15 protein-coding genes are annotated in these 17,145 nt (G+C 66.9%); 11 read left to right on the top strand and 4 right to left on the bottom strand.

Translation table 11 applies throughout. From position 1 onward, the window contains the following. The first annotated feature begins 17 nt into the window (after positions 1-17). The 3 genes from E8M83_RS19830 to E8M83_RS19820 all read left to right on the top strand — a co-directional run bounded on the left by E8M83_RS19830 (position 18) and on the right by E8M83_RS19820 (position 4,140). Positions 18-959, top strand: a complete 942-nt coding sequence (locus E8M83_RS19830) for a LysR family transcriptional regulator (protein ID WP_137175071.1) — start codon at positions 18-20, stop codon at positions 957-959. 182 nt (positions 960-1,141) lie between these two features. Then, positions 1,142-3,376, top strand: a complete 2,235-nt coding sequence (locus E8M83_RS19825; RefSeq protein ID WP_137175070.1) for an ATP-binding protein — start codon at positions 1,142-1,144, stop codon at positions 3,374-3,376. A 68-nt stretch (positions 3,377-3,444) separates the two neighbouring features. After that, complete coding sequence (locus tag E8M83_RS19820) at positions 3,445-4,140, top strand: fumarylacetoacetate hydrolase family protein (protein ID WP_137175069.1); 696 nt, start codon at positions 3,445-3,447, stop codon at positions 4,138-4,140. A 4-nt stretch (positions 4,141-4,144) separates the two neighbouring features. Here the strand turns inward: E8M83_RS19820 and E8M83_RS19815 are convergent, their stop codons facing one another. Then, entirely contained in the window at positions 4,145-4,924 is a 780-nt protein-coding gene (locus E8M83_RS19815; RefSeq protein ID WP_137175068.1) for a hypothetical protein, read from the bottom strand. Positions 4,925-5,027: 103 nt separating this feature from the next. On the opposite strand from E8M83_RS19815, the gene E8M83_RS19810 reads away from it, so the two are divergent. Further along, positions 5,028-5,885, top strand: coding sequence for a hypothetical protein (locus E8M83_RS19810; RefSeq protein ID WP_137175067.1), 858 nt, complete (start codon positions 5,028-5,030; stop codon positions 5,883-5,885). A 20-nt stretch (positions 5,886-5,905) separates the two neighbouring features. Here E8M83_RS19810 and E8M83_RS19805 read toward each other — a convergent pair whose 3' ends face one another. Further along, positions 5,906-7,507 carry a methyl-accepting chemotaxis protein gene (locus tag E8M83_RS19805; protein WP_307721863.1) on the bottom strand — a complete coding sequence of 534 codons (1,602 nt, stop codon included), beginning with the start codon at positions 7,505-7,507 and terminating at the stop codon, positions 5,906-5,908. A 123-nt stretch (positions 7,508-7,630) separates the two neighbouring features. Beyond that, positions 7,631-8,656 carry an asparaginase gene (locus E8M83_RS19800; protein ID WP_137175066.1) on the bottom strand — a complete coding sequence of 342 codons (1,026 nt, stop codon included), beginning with the start codon at positions 8,654-8,656 and terminating at the stop codon, positions 7,631-7,633. A gap of 387 nt (positions 8,657-9,043) precedes the next feature. On the opposite strand from E8M83_RS19800, the gene E8M83_RS19795 reads away from it, so the two are divergent. Together E8M83_RS19795 and E8M83_RS19790 are read left to right on the top strand one after the other, a co-directional pair. Further along, on the top strand, positions 9,044-9,433 hold the full coding sequence (locus E8M83_RS19795; RefSeq protein ID WP_137175065.1) for a hypothetical protein: 390 nt from the start codon (positions 9,044-9,046) through the stop codon (positions 9,431-9,433). A 34-nt stretch (positions 9,434-9,467) separates the two neighbouring features. Beyond that, positions 9,468-9,845 carry a hypothetical protein gene (locus tag E8M83_RS19790; protein ID WP_137175064.1) on the top strand — a complete coding sequence of 126 codons (378 nt, stop codon included), beginning with the start codon at positions 9,468-9,470 and terminating at the stop codon, positions 9,843-9,845. Here E8M83_RS19790 and E8M83_RS19785 read toward each other — a convergent pair. Beyond that, positions 9,831-9,941: a pirin-like C-terminal cupin domain-containing protein gene (locus E8M83_RS19785; RefSeq protein WP_373995063.1), complete on the bottom strand. Its 111-nt coding sequence runs from the start codon at positions 9,939-9,941 to the stop codon at positions 9,831-9,833. The genes E8M83_RS19790 and E8M83_RS19785 overlap by 15 nt on opposite strands. Before the next feature lie 100 nt (positions 9,942-10,041). Here E8M83_RS19785 and E8M83_RS19780 point away from each other — a divergent pair, with 100 nt between their 5' ends. The 5 genes from E8M83_RS19780 (at position 10,042) to E8M83_RS19760 (ending at position 17,089) form a co-directional block, all read left to right on the top strand. Next, complete coding sequence (locus E8M83_RS19780; RefSeq protein ID WP_137175063.1) at positions 10,042-11,577, top strand: dipeptidase; 1,536 nt, start codon at positions 10,042-10,044, stop codon at positions 11,575-11,577. Between the two features lie 419 nt (positions 11,578-11,996). Then, positions 11,997-13,091 carry a galactose-1-phosphate uridylyltransferase gene (gene galT, locus E8M83_RS19775; RefSeq protein WP_137175062.1) on the top strand — a complete coding sequence of 365 codons (1,095 nt, stop codon included), beginning with the start codon at positions 11,997-11,999 and terminating at the stop codon, positions 13,089-13,091. Beyond that, complete coding sequence (locus E8M83_RS19770) at positions 13,088-14,191, top strand: Xaa-Pro peptidase family protein (RefSeq protein ID WP_137175061.1); 1,104 nt, start codon at positions 13,088-13,090, stop codon at positions 14,189-14,191. The genes galT and E8M83_RS19770 overlap by 4 nt, the downstream gene beginning before the upstream one ends. Continuing rightward, positions 14,188-15,291 (top strand): galactokinase, encoded by a 1,104-nt coding sequence (gene galK / locus E8M83_RS19765; protein ID WP_137175060.1) that lies wholly within the window; start codon positions 14,188-14,190, stop codon positions 15,289-15,291. The genes E8M83_RS19770 and galK overlap by 4 nt, the downstream gene beginning before the upstream one ends. Beyond that, on the top strand, positions 15,278-17,089 hold the full coding sequence (locus tag E8M83_RS19760) for a glycoside hydrolase family 2 protein (protein ID WP_137175059.1): 1,812 nt from the start codon (positions 15,278-15,280) through the stop codon (positions 17,087-17,089). The genes galK and E8M83_RS19760 overlap by 14 nt, the downstream gene beginning before the upstream one ends. The last annotated feature ends 56 nt before the right edge of the window (positions 17,090-17,145 follow it).

The raw sequence follows: 17,145 nt of genomic DNA, 5'->3' as shown, positions 1-17,145 counted from the left end.
ACTGATATGATTTCCTAATGGATACGACGAACCCGAACTGGTTTTTGAAGGCGCGCCTCAAGACGCGCCAGCTGCTGCTCCTGATCGCGCTGGACGACTACCGCAACATCCACCGCGCGGCCGAGGAGCTGCACATGACGCAGCCGGCGGCCTCCAAGCAGGTCAAGGACCTCGAAGAGATGCTGGACGTGCGCCTGTTCGATCGCCTGCCGCGCGGGATGGAGCCGACCATCTACGGCGAGACCATGATCCGCCACGCGCGCATGGCGCTCACCAGCCTGGCGCTGGCGCACGACGACATCGTGGCGCTCAAGGCCGGGCTGGCCGGGCAGGTCGAGGTGGGCGTGATCATGGCGCCGGCCATGGCGCTGCTGCCGCGCGCGATCGCCCGCATCAAGGAGCAGGCGCCGCTCTTGCGCATTGGCGTACAGCTCGAATCGAGCAACGTCCTGATCGACAAACTCAAGCATGGCGCCCTCGATTTCATGATTGGCCGCATTCTCGAGAAGGAAAATGCGACGGGCCTGATCTACGAAGAGCTGACCGAGGAGCCGGCGTGCGCGGTCGTGCGTCCCGGCCACCCCCTGCTGGAGCGGCGCGACCTGGGCCTGCAGGACATCGCAGAGCGGCCGTGGATATTGCCGTCGCCCGGCAGCATCCTGCGCCACCGTTTCGACATGATGTTCCTGCGCGCCGGCCTGCAACCGCCGGTCAACGTGGTCGACACCACGGCACTGCTGCTGGTGACGGCGCTGCTGCAGCAGACCGACGCCCTGCACGTGATGCCGCTCGAGGTGGCGCAGTACTATGCCTCGCTGAACGTGATGCGTATCCTGCCGATCGAGTTGCCATGCAAGCTCGATGCCTTCGGCATCATCCGCCAGCAGGACCACCTGCTGTCGCCGGGCGCCGACCTGCTGCTCAAGGCCGTGCGCGTCGCGGCCGCCGAGATCTATTAGGCTGTAGCGCTAGCACAACCACCAAAAGTCACTGATGTGTAACGGGCGCAGCCTGGTTCGATTGCTCGCTATAATCGCCCACAATAAGAAAATGTTGGCGGCAGGGCAATAAGAACGCGACGGGAAACGTTCCAGTGTGTTAAGCCCAGCCAGCTTCGAGAGAACCACACTGGGTATTCCTGATGAGCAACCTGAGCAGTTTCCCGCCGACCGCCCTCGGCGGCTTGGCGCTGGAAGAGCTGGCGCCGCTGGAGCCAGCGCAGTTCGAGCCCGACCTGTGGCCCGACGGCCTGCGCGCCATCGGCGACCTGATCCTGGCATCGCGCTTCCCGATGTTCCTGGCCATCGGCCACGACCTGCGCCTGTTCTATAACGACGCCTATTCCGACCTGCTCGGCGACAAGCACCCATCCGCACGCGGCGCGCCGTATGCCAGCGTGCGGCCCGAGTTGTGGGAGCGCATGCGGCCCTATTTCGAGCTCGTATTGGCCGGCGAGGCGACCCAGCTCCAGCACGCGCTGATGGAATTCGAACGCAACGGCAAGCGCGAGCGGCGCTTCTTTTCCATCTCGCTGTCGCCGGTGCGCCACGCGGGGCAGGTGGCCGGCGTCTACTGCGTGCTGACCGAGACCACGTCCGACGTGCTGTCCCAGCACCGCCACGCCTTCCACCATAAACTGGGCGAAACCCTCGACGGCCTGGACGACGCGGTCCACATCATGAAGGCCACCAGCGCCATGACCGGCCAGACCCTGGGCGTGGCGCGGGTCGGCTATGGCGAGATCGACGCCGCCAGCCGCACCGTGAGCATCGACCGCGACTGGACCGATGGCCGCATCGCCAGCCTGGCCGGCATGGCGCATCCGCTGGCCGACTTCGGGCCCGACATCACGGCCATGCTGCGCCAGGGCCGCACCGTGCGCATCGACGACGTCGACGCCGACTTGCGCTCGGCCGCCTGCGCCGCGGCCTATGCCGGCATCGGCGCGCGCGCGGTGGTGATCGTGCCGATCATCGAGGAAGGGCGGCTGGCCGCCGTTTTCTACCTGCACGAACCATGCGCGCGCCACTGGACCGAGCAAGAAACCGCGATGGCCGAGGACGTGGCGCGCCACACGCGCGAGGTGGTGCGCCGCTCGCGGCTCGAGGAAACCGTGCGCGACGCGGCGCTCGAGCGCGATGCGCTGCTGCAGAGCGAGCGCCTGGCGCGGGTGCAGGCCGAGCGCCTGAGCCACGCCAAGGACGAATTCCTGGCCATGCTGGCGCACGAGCTGCGCAATCCCCTGGCGCCGATCAGCAGCTCGGCGAGCCTGCTCAGCATGCAGTTCGCGAACGAGCCGCGCATCTGCCAGACCAGTTCCATCATCAGCCGCCAGGTCAAGCACATGAGCCGCCTGATCGACGACCTGCTCGACGTCTCGCGCGTCACGCGCGGCCTGGTCAAGCTCAAGCTGGCCACGGTCGACTTCCGCGACGTGGTGACCGGCGCGCTCGACCAGACCCGCCCGCTGGTGCTCGAGAAATCGCACCAGGTGCGGGTCGAGCTACCCGAGACGCCGGTCCATGTGCGCGGCGACCAGACGCGCCTGGTGCAGAGCGTGGCCAATATCGTCAACAACGCTGCCAAGTACACGCAGAAGGGCGGCCAGCTGGCGCTCTCGCTGCAGGCGCAGGATGGCCGCATGGTCTTGCGCGTGCGCGACAACGGTTCCGGCATGCCGCCCGACCTGGTGCCGAACGTGTTCGACCTGTTCACGCAAGGCGCGCGCACCTTGGCGCGCTCGCAGGGCGGGCTCGGGCTGGGCCTGACCCTGGTCAAGCGCCTGGTCGACCTGCACGAAGGCGAAGTGGCGGCCCACAGCGACGGCGTCGGCTTCGGCAGCACCTTCACGCTCAGCTTGCCCTGCGTGACGGGCGCCTGCGACGGCGTCGATGCCCAGCCGGGCGACCCGGAGGCCGTGCGCGCCATCCTGCAGCGCAAGCTGAAGGTGCTGATCGTGGACGACAACAGCGACGCCGCCGACAGCCTGGCGACCCTGCTGCAGGTGCAGGGCCATGCGACCTCGGTCGAGTACGACGCCCAGTCGGCCCTGCGCCGCGCGCGCGCCGAGCGGCCCGACGTGATGCTGATCGATATCGGCCTGCCCGACGTCGACGGCTACCAGCTGGCGCAAGAGCTGCGATCCCTGCCCGAGACGACGGCCACGGTGCCGGTCGCGGTGACCGGCTACGGCCAGGCCAAGGACCGCGAGCGCGCGCTGCAGGCGGGGTTTGCCCACCACCTGGTCAAGCCGGTCGACATGACGGCGCTGGTGCGCATCCTCGAGTCGAGCGCGGCGCTCGCGGCGGTGGCGGAAGCGGCTGCGCCGCGGCCTTCCTCGGCCTCGGAATCCGAAGAGGCGTTGGCGCCGGCGTAAATCGGCCGCCGGGCCACGGCCATCCCTGGCGAGAGTATGATCATGCTTCCATCAATGAAAGGATGAGCATGTCCGAATTCGTCTTCACCGCCCCCGCCACGCCTTCGGTGGCCGTCAGCGGCTCGAGCAGCCGGTTCCCGGTGCGCCGCGTGTTCTGCGTCGGCCGCAACTACGCCTCGCACGCGCGCGAGATGGGGAGCGATCCGAACCGCGAACCGCCGTTCTTCTTCACCAAGCCGGCCGACGCCGTGGTGCCCGCCAGCGGCGCGGTGCCGTATCCGCCGTCGACCGACGACCTGCACCACGAGATCGAACTGGTGGTGGCGCTGGGAGCCGGCGGGGCCAATATCGATGCGGCGAATGCACTCGACCTGGTATGGGGCTATGGCGTGGGGCTGGACCTGACCCGGCGCGACCTGCAGACGGCAGCCAAGGACACCGGCCGGCCATGGGACATGGCCAAGGGCTTCGACGCTTCGGCGCCATGCAGCGCCCTGCATCCGGTCAGTGAAGTGGGCCACCCGGCCGAGGGGCGCATCTGGCTCGAGGTGAACGGCACGCTGCGCCAGGAAGGCAACCTCAATGAACTGATCTGGCCGATCGCCGACGTGATCGCCTACCTGTCGCGCTTCGTGACCCTGGCCCCGGGCGACCTGATCTACTCGGGCACGCCGTCGGGCGTGGCGGCATTGAAGCCGGGCGACCGCCTGCGCGGCGGCGTCGATGGCGTCGACCTGTTCGAGCTGGAGATCGGCGCGCGCTGATCCTTCAGCGCAGTAGATCCGCCATCTGCGCCAGCAAGGCCAGTCGCGCCGCATCGATCTGCGCGCCATTGGTCTTGCTCGACAGCGCAGCGCGGTCCTTCTTGCCCAGGAAGTAAGCGACCCGCTCGGCGTTGGCGCCGGATGGATGCGGCAGGCCGTGCAGGATGCGTTCGGGGCGCAGCACGCCCTGGCCGGCAAGCCAGTCCAGGCCCTCGCCCACGCTTGCTCCCATCGGGATATAGAGCGCATCGGGCAGCAGGGCGGCTTCGTGCGCGAAATAGCGCATTACTTCTTCCCTGAGAAAGGCGTGGCGCGGCATCGCCGGCGTGCCGCTGTAGTTCTTGCCGTCGACAAAGACCGGATGGCGCAGGATGGCGCCGATGTGGACCAGGCCAGCGTCCCTGTCGAACAGGGTGGCGCAGCTGGCGATGCCGAGCCAGCGCTGCACGCCGATCGCATCGAGCAAGGCGATGAAATTGGGCCGGATCGCGCCGCTGAAGGCGCCGGCCTGGCGCGCCGCGCGCAGTATTTCTTCCCTCGATGCCCGCAACGCCATCTGGCGCTGGGCCTCGCGCATCGCATTTTTCCACTGCACGAAGCCGGGCGAGATCCCGACCACGACCACGCGCGCCTGCCGGTTCACCGCTTCGAAAGGAATGTAGTGGCTGCTGTAGCGGCCGTCACGTGCTAGCAAGAAACTCTCGGGGATGTCGCCGGCAGTGGCGACGGCGGCCAGGTCCAGGCGGCGGATCGCATCCGCATGACGGTCAAACAGGATTTCCATATGGTAGGTATTTTGCCAGTGTTTTGAGACACGTCAACGCCTCGAAGTTTGCTACGCTAGCGACATCGACGCACCTTGCGCCAGATCCAATGGGAGAAGGGCCATGACACAAGTCGCATTGATCGCCGTCCACGGCATGGGAGAAACATTGCCCGACTACGCTGACGGCTTGATGGCGCACATGCGCAACCGCCTCAAGAGCCTCGCCGGGCAGGTCGTGATGCGCTCGGTCTATTACCAGGGCATCTTGCACGATAACCAGCGCCAGGTCTGGGACCGCACCGCCACCACCGGCAAGGTGCGCTACGAGGCGCTGCGCAAATTCGTGCTGTACGGCCTGGGCGATGCGGCGGGGCTGGAAAACCGCAAGGAGATTCCGGGGTCGGTCTACGAGCTGGCCCAGGCAGAGATTGCCGGCGCCTTGCTGTCCGCCCACGCGGCGCGTCCCGACATGCCGGTGGTGTTCGTTGCCCAGTCGCTGGGCGGCCAGGTGCTGTCGAGCTATCTGTACGACGCCCAGAAGGCGGCCGCCGGGCGAGCCGTCGGGGCCGGCATCTGGCGCAATATCGATGCCTGGGCCAATGCTGCACTGGGCCGCCCGCTGACCGCGAGCGAGCGCGTGTTCCTGGGCGGCGGCACCTGCGCCGGCCTGGTCACGACCGGCTGCAATATCCCGATTTTCATTGCCGCGCACAAGGAAATGCACATCATCCCGATCGCGCCGCCCACCTCGCTCTTCAAGTGGATCAATTTCTACGATCCGGACGACGTATTGGGCTGGCCGCTGCAGCCGCTGTCGCCCGGCTACCGGGCGCTGGTCGAGGACCGCGCCATCAATGCCAGCGGCGGGGTGGGAAGCCTGCTGGCGCGCAGCTGGAATCCGCTGTCGCACGCCAGCTACTGGGAAGACGGCGCCGTGCTGGACGCGATCGCCGCCATGCTGCGCCGGCTGGCGGCGTAGGCGCACGCCAGCAACCGCCCCTACATCGCCAGCGCCGGCGTCTTGCGCGCTGCCAGCCGCGGCTGCTGCGCGCCATTGGAACTGCCCAGCCTGAACCCGGCCGCCACCTGCGCCAGGCGGGCCGCCTGTTCCTGCATGCTGGCCGCCGCCGCTGCGGCCTGCTCCACCAGCGCGGCGTTCTGCTGCGTCACCTGGTCCATCTGCGTGATCGCCTCGTTCACCTGGTGGATGCCGGTGCGCTGCTCCTGGGTGGCCGAGCTGATCTCGGACATCATGTCGGTCACGCGCGCCACGCTGCTCACGACGTCGTTCATCGTGGTGCCGGCCTGCTGCACCAGGGTCGTGCCGGCATTCACCTGGGTCATCGAATCGCCGATCAGGCCCTTGATTTCCCTGGCGGCGCTGGCCGAGCGCTGGGCCAGGTTGCGCACCTCGGAGGCGACCACGGCGAAGCCGCGGCCTTGCTCGCCGGCGCGCGCCGCCTCGACCGCCGCGTTCAGGGCCAGGATATTGGTCTGGAAGGCGATGCCGTCGATCACGCCGATGATGTCGACGATCTTGCGCGCCGAGGCGTCGATCGAGCCCATCGTGTCGACCACCTGGCCGACGATGGCGCCGCCGCGCGCCGCGACTTCGGACGCGGCCTGGGCCAGGCCGTTGGCCTGCACTGCGTTGTCGGCGTTCTGGCGCACGGTGGCCGTCAGTTCTTCCATCGAAGCCGCCGTTTCTTCCAGCGAACTGGCCTGCTGCTCGGTGCGCGACGACAGGTCGAGATTGCCGGCTGCGATCTCGCTCGAGGCGGTCGAGATCGCGCTGGTGCCTTGCTGGACCTGCGAGACGACGTTCGCAAGGGCGCCATTCATCGTTTCCAGGGCCCGCATCAGGTCGCCCACCTCGTCTTTCGGATAGGTGGCGAAGTTGTTGCCCAGGTCGCCAGCTGCGACCGTCTGCGCCACGCTGACGGCGGCATCCAGCGGCCTGGTGATGCTGCGCGTGATCAGCACGGCGGCCAGCGCACCGAGCGCGGTCGCCAGCACCGTCAACAGGAGAACCAGGCGCGTGCTGCGTTCATTGGACGCTTCGATCTCCAGCGAGATGCGGTTGATCGACTGGCGCTGGATTTCCAGCAGGCTCAGCACCCGGGAGCCGTAGGCGGCAGCGGCCGGCGCGAACACTTGTTCATAGCTGCGCTCGGCGGCTTCCGGGTCGCCCGTGGTGCGCGCGTTCATGACGGCTTCCTTCGCGTCCTGGTACTTCTTGCGCAGTGCCATGATCTCTTGCAGCACTTGTTTCTCTTCGGGGGTATCGAGCAGCGCCTCGACCTTCTTCACCGCGGCCGAGGCCTCGGTCACGCTGTCCTTGATCGGCTTGGCAAACACCGTCGACAGGGTGCTGTCGGTGCTGCGCGCGATCAGCGACGTACGGGCGATGGCCGAATAAGCGAGCACATACCAGTCCGCAACCAGGCGTTCCTTGGTCAGCGGCTTTTGCATCATTTGCTGGGTGGCTGCGGCGCTGCTGCGCGTCGTATACAGGGCGGACGCGGTACCGGCCAGGGACAAGATGAGGATCGTGGCGAATCCGAGCGTCAGGCGGGAGCCGATACGTAAATTTTTTAACACGATGTCAATACCCTTGAGAAACGGAGAATTCCGCTCAGCAAGTATTAACCCTTCAAGCCTAAAATGAAATGACAAACTTGATAGGTGTTGTAAAGACGCGCCACTGGTGTAGCGCGTCCTGCTTCAAGCCTCTCTCTTCAGGGTGAACAGCGGCCGGATATCGCCTGCCACCGTGCCCCGCGCATTCTTGATGGCCGGCTGGCGATAGCGTTCGAGCGCCGCCCTGCGCGCGCCGTCCAGCAGGCCGAGCTGGTCGAGCACCGCCACCACGGCCGGATGCAGTGCGCGGCTATTGCCGTCCGCAATCTTGATCGCGATGCCGATCCCGGCCGAGCGCACGCCGATCGCCTGCACCGCATCGGCGCCGACCTTGGCCACCCAGTCGCCGCCGCCGGCATTCATGTAATGCAGATCGGTGCGCTCCAGGCCCGAGACCATGTCGGGCCGCGCCGTCATGGCTTCGCTCAGGATGCCCATCGCCCCGCCCAGCTGCGGGTCGGCGCTGCCATGCGCCAGGCGCGCATACAGATGCGCCAGCGACGATAGCGGCAGCGCATAGTTCGGCGCCGAGCAGCCGTCGATCCCGGCCGGCATGCGCCCAGGCGGCAGGCCGACGGTGTCGGCCAGCGTGGCGCGGATCGCCTGCTGCAGCGGATGGCCGCGATCGACGTAGTTGGCGTGCGGGATGCCGTGCAGGCGGCACCAGGCCAGGAAGCCCGCGTGCTTGCCGGAGCAGTTGTGGTGCAGCAGCGTCCATGTCGCGTCTGGCGGTGGTTTTTCGCCGGTGAACTCGTAATGCAGCGGCGCCGCGCAGCCGCATTCGAGGTGGCCGGGTTCACACCCGATCTTGTCCAGGATCGAACGCACGCCATCGAGGTGGATCGCCTCGCCCGAGTGGCTCGCGCACAGCAGCGCGACTTCGGCTTGCGTGAAGCCGAAGCGCGCCGGGCCGTCGGCCAGGATGAAGGGCAGGGCCTGGAACGGCTTCAGGGCCGAGCGGGTGAAGGTCGGATAGCCGGGGTCGCCCGCCGACCACAATAGCCGTCCACGCGTGTCGACCACGGCCACCGAGCCCCAGTGGACGTTCTCGATCGGAGTGCCTGAGTCGGGGTAGCCGCGGGTGGTCGCGACGAGGGGAATCGCTTGCATGGGATGGGTCTGCATCGTTATCGATGCCGCTACTGTACGGCATCTGCACGCCATGCAGACACACAGTTGAAATCAGGCTCGCCTTGAAATCACGAACATTGAAAAACATGCGCAACGAGGCATGCAGACGGCGTGCAGACATACTGTTTTGGCACGCATATGCACCTCCCGTCCACCTCACGTTTTCCGCATTTCGTCGCGCGTTTCGGCGCTTCATCCCAAAGCCGCTTGAGTACTTGCGGCGCGTGGCTAGACTGGGTTCATCGCCAGACAAAAAAGCAAGCCTGGCGAATACGCAACACGTGGACTGCGCGGCTTCTTCACAGGCGATCGACCGCTTGCCGCAGCAGGTCCTTCTTCGAATTCGACCTGAAAGGAACCATCATCATGCGCATCAAGCACATCGCCCTGTTCGCCGCCACCGCCGCCATCTCGATCTCGGCCATGGCCGCCCCGCAAGGCGCAGGCAAACCCGTCGTCGAAGTCCGCAGCGCCCATCAACAGGTGCAAATGCCACCGTTCGCCTTCGACCGCGTGCAGGGCGAGTACGCGCTCGAGGATGGCCGCACCCTGCAGGTCGCCGGCAAGCTCGATGGCGGCAAGCGCACGCTGTATGCCGACCTGGGCGACGGTCCGGTCGAACTGATCCACATCGGCAGCAAACGGTTTGTCGCGGTCGGCAAGGACCTGAGCCTGCGCTTCCAGGGCGACAAGATTCCCGAGACGGTCTTCGTCCGCGATGGCGACAACCGCGCGGTGGCAGCGGCCCAGCGCTGATCCGGCATCGGCCCCCTACCCGAAGGAGGACATCATGCGCAGCAAGCACATTGCCCTGTCGGCCGCGTTGTTCATGTCGCTGTCAGGCCTCGCCGCCGGGCCTGCGGCTGCCTCCGGCGCCGGCGATCCCGGCGCCCTCCAGGCAAGAAAGGCCCACGTCGATCCGACGATGGCCAAGCGCATGCAGGGAAGCTACCGGCTCGACGATGGCCGCACCCTGCGTGTCAGTGAAAAGGGACACAAGCTGTATGCCGATTTCGGCGACGGCCCGATCGAGATCGTCCACGTCGGCCACGACCGCTTCGAAGCGGTCGAGCGGGACGTGAGCCTGAGCTTCGACGGCGCGCCGTTCCCGCATGCGGTGTTTGCCCGGATCGGCCCGCAGCGCCAGGTAGCGTCAAGCCAGCGTTGAACCGAAGCGCCCGGCCTGGTAGTCGCGGTTCGCCTGCGCGATTGCTTCGCGGGTGCTCATGACGAAAGGCCCGTGCGCGACCACCGGTTCGTGGATCGGGCCGGCATGCCCGAACCGCGGTCGCGTGCATGGATGGCTGTGCTAGACTTCTTGCGCTTTTGCAACCCTGCGCACCCATCCCGGAGACCGGCCCCCCATGTACAAGAAAGCCTTGATCGCCAGCGTGTTGCTGGCGTGGACCACCGCCACATTTGCCGCAGCTTCCGCGCCCCAGGCCGGCTCCGCCACTACCCCGAGCCAGGCCGCTGTCGACGCCGCCAAGTATGCGGTCGCGACCTACCGCAACGACGTGGTCGATACCCTGGCCAGGCTGGTCAGCTTCAATACGGTGGTCGATGCGCGCTACCCGTCCGACAGGAACCCGGTGCATATCGCTTTCAAGGCCGCACTGAAGGAAGAAGCCGAGCGCCTTGGTCTCGATGTCGCCGACCATGGCTGGACCGTGATCGTCGGTCTCGGCAAGGGCAGCGAACGGGTCGGCATCGTGACCCATGGCGACGTGCAGCCGGTCGACCCGACCAAATGGAAGAAGTCGCCGTTCGTGCTGGACCGTACCAGCGAACCCGGCAAATTGATCGCGCGCGGCGCCGAGGACGACAAGGGACCGATCGCCACCGCGCTGTACGCGATGAAGACCATCCGCGACCGCCAGATCCCGCTCAACAAACGCATCGAGCTGTACGTGTACATGGGCGAGGAATCGGACTGGGGACCCTTGACCGAATTCCTCAAGACCCACGTACCGCCGCAACTGAGCATCACGCTCGACGCCGAATACCCGGTGGTGACGGCGGAGAAGGGGGGCGGCACCGTGGCGGTGACGGTTCCGAAGGCCGGCGCCAAAGTGCCGGCGGCGGGCGAAGCGTATATCGCCGAATTCAAGGGCGGCTCGTTCAATACCCAGATCCCCGAGGATGCCGAGGCGCTGGTCGCCAATGCCACGCCCGACATCGAGCGGCAGATGCGCGCACGCGGCGCCGCGCACGAGGGCATGCACTACACCTTCGAGCGCCAGGGCGCGAACCTCAAGGTGGTGGCGAAAGGCCTGTCGGCCCACTCGTCCAAGCCGCAGGAGGGCGTGAACGCGGTCAGCATGCTGGCCGATGCGCTGGCGGTGCGCAACTGGCCGAATACGGTGGCTGGCGGCGTGGTCAACTACCTGAACGACCTGGTCGGCACCGGCTATTACGGCGAGAAGTTCGGCAAGATCGCCTACCGCGACAGCTTCATGGGACCGCTGACCTTCAAGCCGACCGTGATCCGCCAGCTCGACGACGGCATCGAGATCGCCATCAACCTGCGCCGCCCGCGCGGCAAGACCAGCGAGCAGCTCAGCGGCGAGATCGATGCCGCGCTGGCCGATTGGCAGGCGCGCCAGCTGCCGCTCGCGAACATCAAGGTCGGCATGCGCGACCCGTGGATCCTCGACAATCCGCCGCAGCTGAACACCCTGCTGTCGACCTTCTCCTATTTCACGGGGATGAAGGACGCGAAGGCAGTGGCGATCGGCGGCGGCACCAATTCGCGGCTGTTCCCGAACGCGGTCAGCTTCGGTCCGTCGATGCCGGGCGCGAAGTACACCGGCCACTCGGAACACGAGTTCATCACCACCAGGCAGCTGCTGCTGAACCTGCAGATGTACACGGCCGTCCTGGTCGACCTGGCCAAGTAAGCCCTGCCTTTTTCGCGCATGGTGGGCGCTTTGCCGCCGACCATGCGATCCCTCCCGTCCAGTTGAGCGGCCGCTCTTGCCTATGCCAGGAACGTAGGCGTTTTGCTTGCCAAAACGTGTAAAAACTTCTAATCATGGCGTAGGCACGGGACTACAATGGTCCCTCCGGTCGGCGTCTGCCCAGGCGCTTTCCCTTGTGAATCCACGTCTTAGGCCGAGGGCTGTCTCGCCCCTGTGACAGAGCGGTATTGATACCCGGAAAATGAGTAAGTTCTGGGGTGAAAGTGTGGCGAAAACAGCATGTTAGGATCGGCTTTCAGCGCCGCGAGCGCGCCGGTGTGTCGACGCATGTGTCGGCCTGCGGCGTGCGCGTGCGCGTCCGACGTGACCGAATGCTTGACCGAACCTGAACTGTTGCCATGCATAGTAAAGAACTCAAAAAGCCGGACGGGCGCAACCTCACCCTGTACAGCAACCAGCCGATTCCCGAGGGAATCGTTGCACCGAGTCCGTTCCCGGATCCGCAACATGCGAACCCGCACCTGCGCTGGCATTCGCTGCGCGGCGAGTGGGTGACCTATGCGGCTTTCCGCCAGAACCGCACCTACCAGCCGCCGCCGCAATACAATCCGCTGGCGCCGACCGTCGACCAGGAACATCCGACCGAGATGCCGGCCGGCGACTACGAGATCGCCGTGTTCGACAACCGCTTCCCGTCGCTCGCGCTGGAGTCGCACGACCCGCCCACGGTGACGGTGCCGACCGCGCCGGCCAACGGCCAGTGCGAGGTGGTCGTGTTCACGCAAGACCCGAACGCGGCGCTGGCCCATCTGCCGCTGTCGCGCATCGAGCTGCTGCTGCAGGTCTGGGGCGACCGCACCACGCGCATCGGCAGCCACCCGCACATCCACTATGTGCTGCCGTTCGAGAACCGCGGCGCCGAGGTCGGCGTGACCCTGCACCATCCTCACGGCCAGATCTATTCCTATCCCTTTGTGCCGGCGGTGCCGGCGCGCATGCTGGGCCAGGAGCGCGAATACTATCTGCAGCACGGCTCCAGCCTGCTGTGCGATATGGCGCGCGACGAGGCCGCCGACGGCCGGCGCGTGCTGTACCAGGACGACTACGCGATCGCCTTCGTGCCGGCCTGCGCGCGCTATCCCTACGAGGTGTGGGTGATGCCGACCGCGCCATGCAAGGACTTCGCCGCGCTCACGCCGCCGCAGCGCGAGGGCCTGGCGCGCGCGCTCAAGACCGTGCTGCTCAAGTACGAGACCCTGTGGAACCGGCCTTTTCCTTACCTGATGGCCTGGTACCAGGCCCCGACCGACGGCGCCGAGCACCCGGAAACCCAGCTGCACGCCCAGTTCTATCCGCCTTACCGCACGCGCGACCGCCTGAAATACCTGGCCGGCACCGAGCTGGCGGCCGGCATGTTCGCAATGGACGTGCTGCCCGAAACCACGGCCTATGAATTGCAGCAGGTCGAGGTGAGCCTGGAGGAATCCGCATGACGGGACTGGATATGCGCGCCACCGAGGTCGCCGACAAGCTGGCGCTGCTGCGCGCCACCCTGGCCCAGGAGGGCGCCGGCGCGCTGCGCCTGCGCGGCACCGACTGGTTTGCCTGGGTCACGGCCGGCGGCTCGAGCGCGGTGCTGCAGACGACCGACGTCGGCATCGCCGAGGTGCTGGTGACCCAGCATGAAGCCTGCGTGCTGACCGACGAGATCGAGGGCGAGCGCCTGCGCGCCGAGGAAATCCCGGACGGCTTCACCTTCCATATCGAACCGTGGGCCGAGCCGGAGCTGCGCGAGCGTTATGTGGCCAATGCGGCCCAGGGCGGCGCGGTGCTGTCGGACCGTCCCGTGGGCAGCGAGCAGCCCTTGCCGCTGGCGCTGCGCCAACGAAAACTGGTGCTGGGCGACGCCGAGCAGGCGCGCTATCGGCTGCTGGGCCGCGAGGCGGCCGAGGCGATGACCGAGGTGCTGCACCACGCGCGGCCGGACTGGACCGAGCAGCAACTGGCCGGCGCCGGCGCCGAGGCGTTGTGGCGGCGCGGCATCCACCCGGCCCTGGTGCTGGCGGCCGGCGCGAGGCGCCTGCCCCTGTACCGCCATGCGACGCCGTCGCATGAGCCGATCGGCGAGCGCGCCATGCTGGTGTTCTGCGCGCGCCGCCACGGGCTGTATGCGAACCTGACGCGCTTCGTGAGCTTCGGCGGTGCGGGTTCGGCGCCGGAAGCGCAGCGCGCGCTGATGGACGTCGAGGCCACGGGCCTGGCCGCCGTGGCGCCCGGCAAATCGCTGTCGAGCGTGTACCACGCGCTGGTCCAGGCCTACCACCACGCCGACGTCGAAGGCGCGATCCGCGAGCATCACCAGGGCGGCATCACCGGCTACCTGGCGCGCGAGATCCTGGCCACCGCCAGCACCGCAACCCTGCTCGAGGAAGGCATGGCCTTCGCCTTCAACCCGAGCTATGGCGGCATGAAGATCGAAGACACCTTTTTGCTCGGCCCACAGGGGCTCGAGAACCTGACGGTTGACGCCGGCTGGCCGGCGCTCGACGTCCATGGCCGCAAGCGGCCGCTCTGGCTGGAGGCGCAGGCATGACCGTGACTACCGACACCTTCTTTGGCGGGGCGCCCGAGGTGAATGCCTCGGCCCCGGGCCGGGTCAACCTGCTGGGCGAGCACACCGACTACAACGACGGCTTCATGCTGCCGGTGGCCACGCCCCAGCGCACCATGGTCGCGATGAGCCGCAGCGGCGACGATCATTTCCACTTCTATTCGCCGAACCTCGACGCCACCGTGACCTTCGTCCGGGACGGCAGCGCGCCGCAGGGCTTCGGCAGCTATATCGAGGGCTGCATCCGGCTGGTGCAGGCGGAAGGCATCGAGGTGCCGCCGCTGCGCGTGTATGTCGAGACCGACCTGCCGGTCGGCTCGGGCCTGTCTTCATCGGCCGCGCTCGAGGTGGCGACCCTGCGCGCCATGCGCGCGCTGCTGGGGTTCGAGCTGGACGACGTCAAGCTGGCCCGCATCGCCCAGCGCGCCGAGATCGAATACGCGCGGGTGAACTGCGGGATCATGGACCAGATGGCGTCCAGCCTGGCCGACGAAAGCAATATGCTGTTCATCGATGCGCGCTCGCTGGAACACCGCCTGGTGCCGCTGCCGCCCGACACCGAGCTGATCGTGGTCGACTCGGGCGTGGCCCGCAAGCTCGCCGCCAGCAAGTACAACGAGCGCCGCGCCGAATGCGAGGAGGGCGCGAAGAAGCTCGGCGTGCAGGCGCTGCGCGATGTCGCCGATCCGGCCTCGGTCGAGAGCCTGCCGTCGCCGCTGCGCGAACGGGCGCGCCATGTGGTGCAAGAGAACCTGCGCGTGCTCGAAGCCGCCGACGGCGTGGGCGCCGAACGTTTCGGCGAACTGATGAACGCCTCGCACTTGAGCCTGCGCGACGATTACGAGGTATCGATTCCCGAGCTGGACGCCCTGTGCGAGGCGCTACGCGCCGCACCCGGCGTGCTCGGTGCGCGCCTGACCGGCGCCGGCTTCGGCGGCGCCTGCGTGGCGCTGTGCCGCAAGGGCCAGGCGCAGCAAGCCGCCGCCACCGCGCTGGCGGCCTATCACAAAGCGGATGGACGCCAAGGCCGGATCCTGGTGCCGGTGCCGACTGACAGAAAGGACAACGATGAACCAGTTTGAATATCCCCGTCCACAGCTGGTGCGCGACCAGTGGCAGAACCTGAACGGCAAGTGGCGGTTCTGCTTCGACGACGAGGGCCGTTATTTCATGCCGTCCGACGTCAAGGAATGGACGCACGAGATCACAGTGCCGTTCGCTCCCGAGACCGAGATGAGCGGCATCCAGGACACGGGTTTCCACCGCGTGGTCTGGTACGAGCGCGACTTCGAGTTGGCGCCCAATGACGGTCGCACGATACTGCACTTCGGCGCGGTCGACTACAGCGCGAAGGTGTGGGTCAATGGCCAGCTGGTGGCCGAGCACGAAGGAGGCCATACGCCGTTCGCGGCCGACATCACTTGCGCCATGCGGGCCGACGGCAAGCAGACGGTGACGGTGTGGGTCGAGGACGATCCGGCCGACCTGGCCAAGCCGCGCGGCAAGCAGGACTGGCTGCTCGACGCGCACTCGATTTGGTATCCGCGCACCACCGGGATCTGGCAGACCGTCTGGGTCGAGCAGGTGGCGCCGACCTATATCCAGAAACTGCGCTGGACCCCGGTGTTCGAGACCTACGAGATCGGCTGCGAGGTGTTCGCCGCCGGCGACATCCAGCAAGAGCTGTTTGTCGAGGTCAAGATCTGGCACGGCGACCAGTTGCTGGCGGACGACTACTACAAGCTGCTGGCGGGCGAGGCCAACCGCAAGATCGCGCTGTCCGACCCCGGCATCGACGATTCGCGCAACGAGATCCTGTGGAGCCCCGAACGGCCGACCCTGCTCGATGCCGAAGTGACCCTGCGCTGCGGCGACGTGGTGCTGGACCGCATCCGCTCGTACACGGCGCTGCGCTCGGTGTCGATCAACCGCGACCGCTTCATGCTCAATGGTCGTCCCTACCAGCTGCGGCTGGTGCTCGACCAGGGCTACTGGCCCGAGTCGTTCATGACGGCGCCGTCCGACCAGCACCTGAAGCGCGACGTCGAACTGGCCAAACTCATGGGCTTCAACGGCGTGCGCAAGCACCAGAAGATCGAGGATCCGCGCTTTTTATACTGGGCCGACAAGCTGGGCCTGCTGGTGTGGGAAGAAATGCCGTCGGCCTACCGCTTCAGCCCGCGCGCGATCACGCGCATGGTCAAGGAATGGACCGAGGCGATCGAACGTGACTACAGCCACCCCTGCATCATCGTGTGGGTGGCCTTCAATGAGTCGTGGGGCGTGCCCAACCTGACCTTGACCCAGGCCCATCGCAATGCGGTGGAGGCGCTGTACCACCTGACGCGCACGCTCGACTCGACCCGCCCGGTGATCGGCAACGATGGCTGGGAAGCGTCGGCCACTGATATCCTGGGCATCCACGACTACGACAGCGACCCGGAAAAGATCCTGGCGCGCTACGCCGTGACCGATCCGGTGCGCACGCTGTTCGACCAGCGGCGTCCCGGTGGGCGCATCCTGACCCTGGATGGGTTCCCGCACCGCGGCCAGCCGATCGTGCTGACGGAATTCGGCGGTATCGCCTACGATCCGAAGCAGACGCCGAACCCGGACGAGAGCACCTGGGGCTATAGCCGCGCACACACGGCCGAGAGCTATCTCAAGCAATACCGGCGCCTGCTGCAGGTGGTCAATGAAACCTTCATGTTCAGCGGCTTTTGCTACACGCAGTTCGCCGACACCTTCCAGGAAGCCAATGGCTTGCTGAACGCCGACCGGACGCCCAAGCTGCCGCTGGAAGTCATCAGCAACGCGACGCGAAACATCCCGATGTTTCACCGCGAGGTGGAAGAGGGCAAGGATCCGGGCACGCCCTGAACCCGGTCGCGGCCTTGTTTTCTTGTGAGGGTGGACCGGCCGTCCACCCCGCAGCG

The sequence above is a fragment of the Massilia sp. HP4 genome (assembly GCF_005222695.1).
Taxonomy (GTDB): domain Bacteria; phylum Pseudomonadota; class Gammaproteobacteria; order Burkholderiales; family Burkholderiaceae_D; genus Telluria.
This window is presented reverse-complemented; position numbering and strand designations above follow the sequence as displayed.

Bases quoted from the DNA above. Each gene is read 5' to 3' on its own strand.
- E8M83_RS19760 (WP_137175059.1), top strand. From the start codon at position 15,278: ATGAACCAGTTTGAATATCCCCGTCCACAGCTGGTGCGCGACCAGTGG.
- E8M83_RS19800 (WP_137175066.1), bottom strand. From the start codon at position 8,656: ATGCAAGCGATTCCCCTCGTCGCGACCACCCGCGGCTACCCCGACTCA.
- E8M83_RS19780 (WP_137175063.1), top strand. From the start codon at position 10,042: ATGTACAAGAAAGCCTTGATCGCCAGCGTGTTGCTGGCGTGGACCACC.
- E8M83_RS19810 (WP_137175067.1), top strand. From the start codon at position 5,028: ATGACACAAGTCGCATTGATCGCCGTCCACGGCATGGGAGAAACATTG.
- E8M83_RS19770 (WP_137175061.1), top strand. From the start codon at position 13,088: ATGACGGGACTGGATATGCGCGCCACCGAGGTCGCCGACAAGCTGGCG.
- galT (WP_137175062.1), top strand. From the start codon at position 11,997: ATGCATAGTAAAGAACTCAAAAAGCCGGACGGGCGCAACCTCACCCTG.
- E8M83_RS19795 (WP_137175065.1), top strand. From the start codon at position 9,044: ATGCGCATCAAGCACATCGCCCTGTTCGCCGCCACCGCCGCCATCTCG.
- E8M83_RS19790 (WP_137175064.1), top strand. From the start codon at position 9,468: ATGCGCAGCAAGCACATTGCCCTGTCGGCCGCGTTGTTCATGTCGCTG.
- E8M83_RS19825 (WP_137175070.1), top strand. From the start codon at position 1,142: ATGAGCAACCTGAGCAGTTTCCCGCCGACCGCCCTCGGCGGCTTGGCG.
- E8M83_RS19830 (WP_137175071.1), top strand. From the start codon at position 18: ATGGATACGACGAACCCGAACTGGTTTTTGAAGGCGCGCCTCAAGACG.
- E8M83_RS19815 (WP_137175068.1), bottom strand. From the start codon at position 4,924: ATGGAAATCCTGTTTGACCGTCATGCGGATGCGATCCGCCGCCTGGAC.
- E8M83_RS19820 (WP_137175069.1), top strand. From the start codon at position 3,445: ATGTCCGAATTCGTCTTCACCGCCCCCGCCACGCCTTCGGTGGCCGTC.
- galK (WP_137175060.1), top strand. From the start codon at position 14,188: ATGACCGTGACTACCGACACCTTCTTTGGCGGGGCGCCCGAGGTGAAT.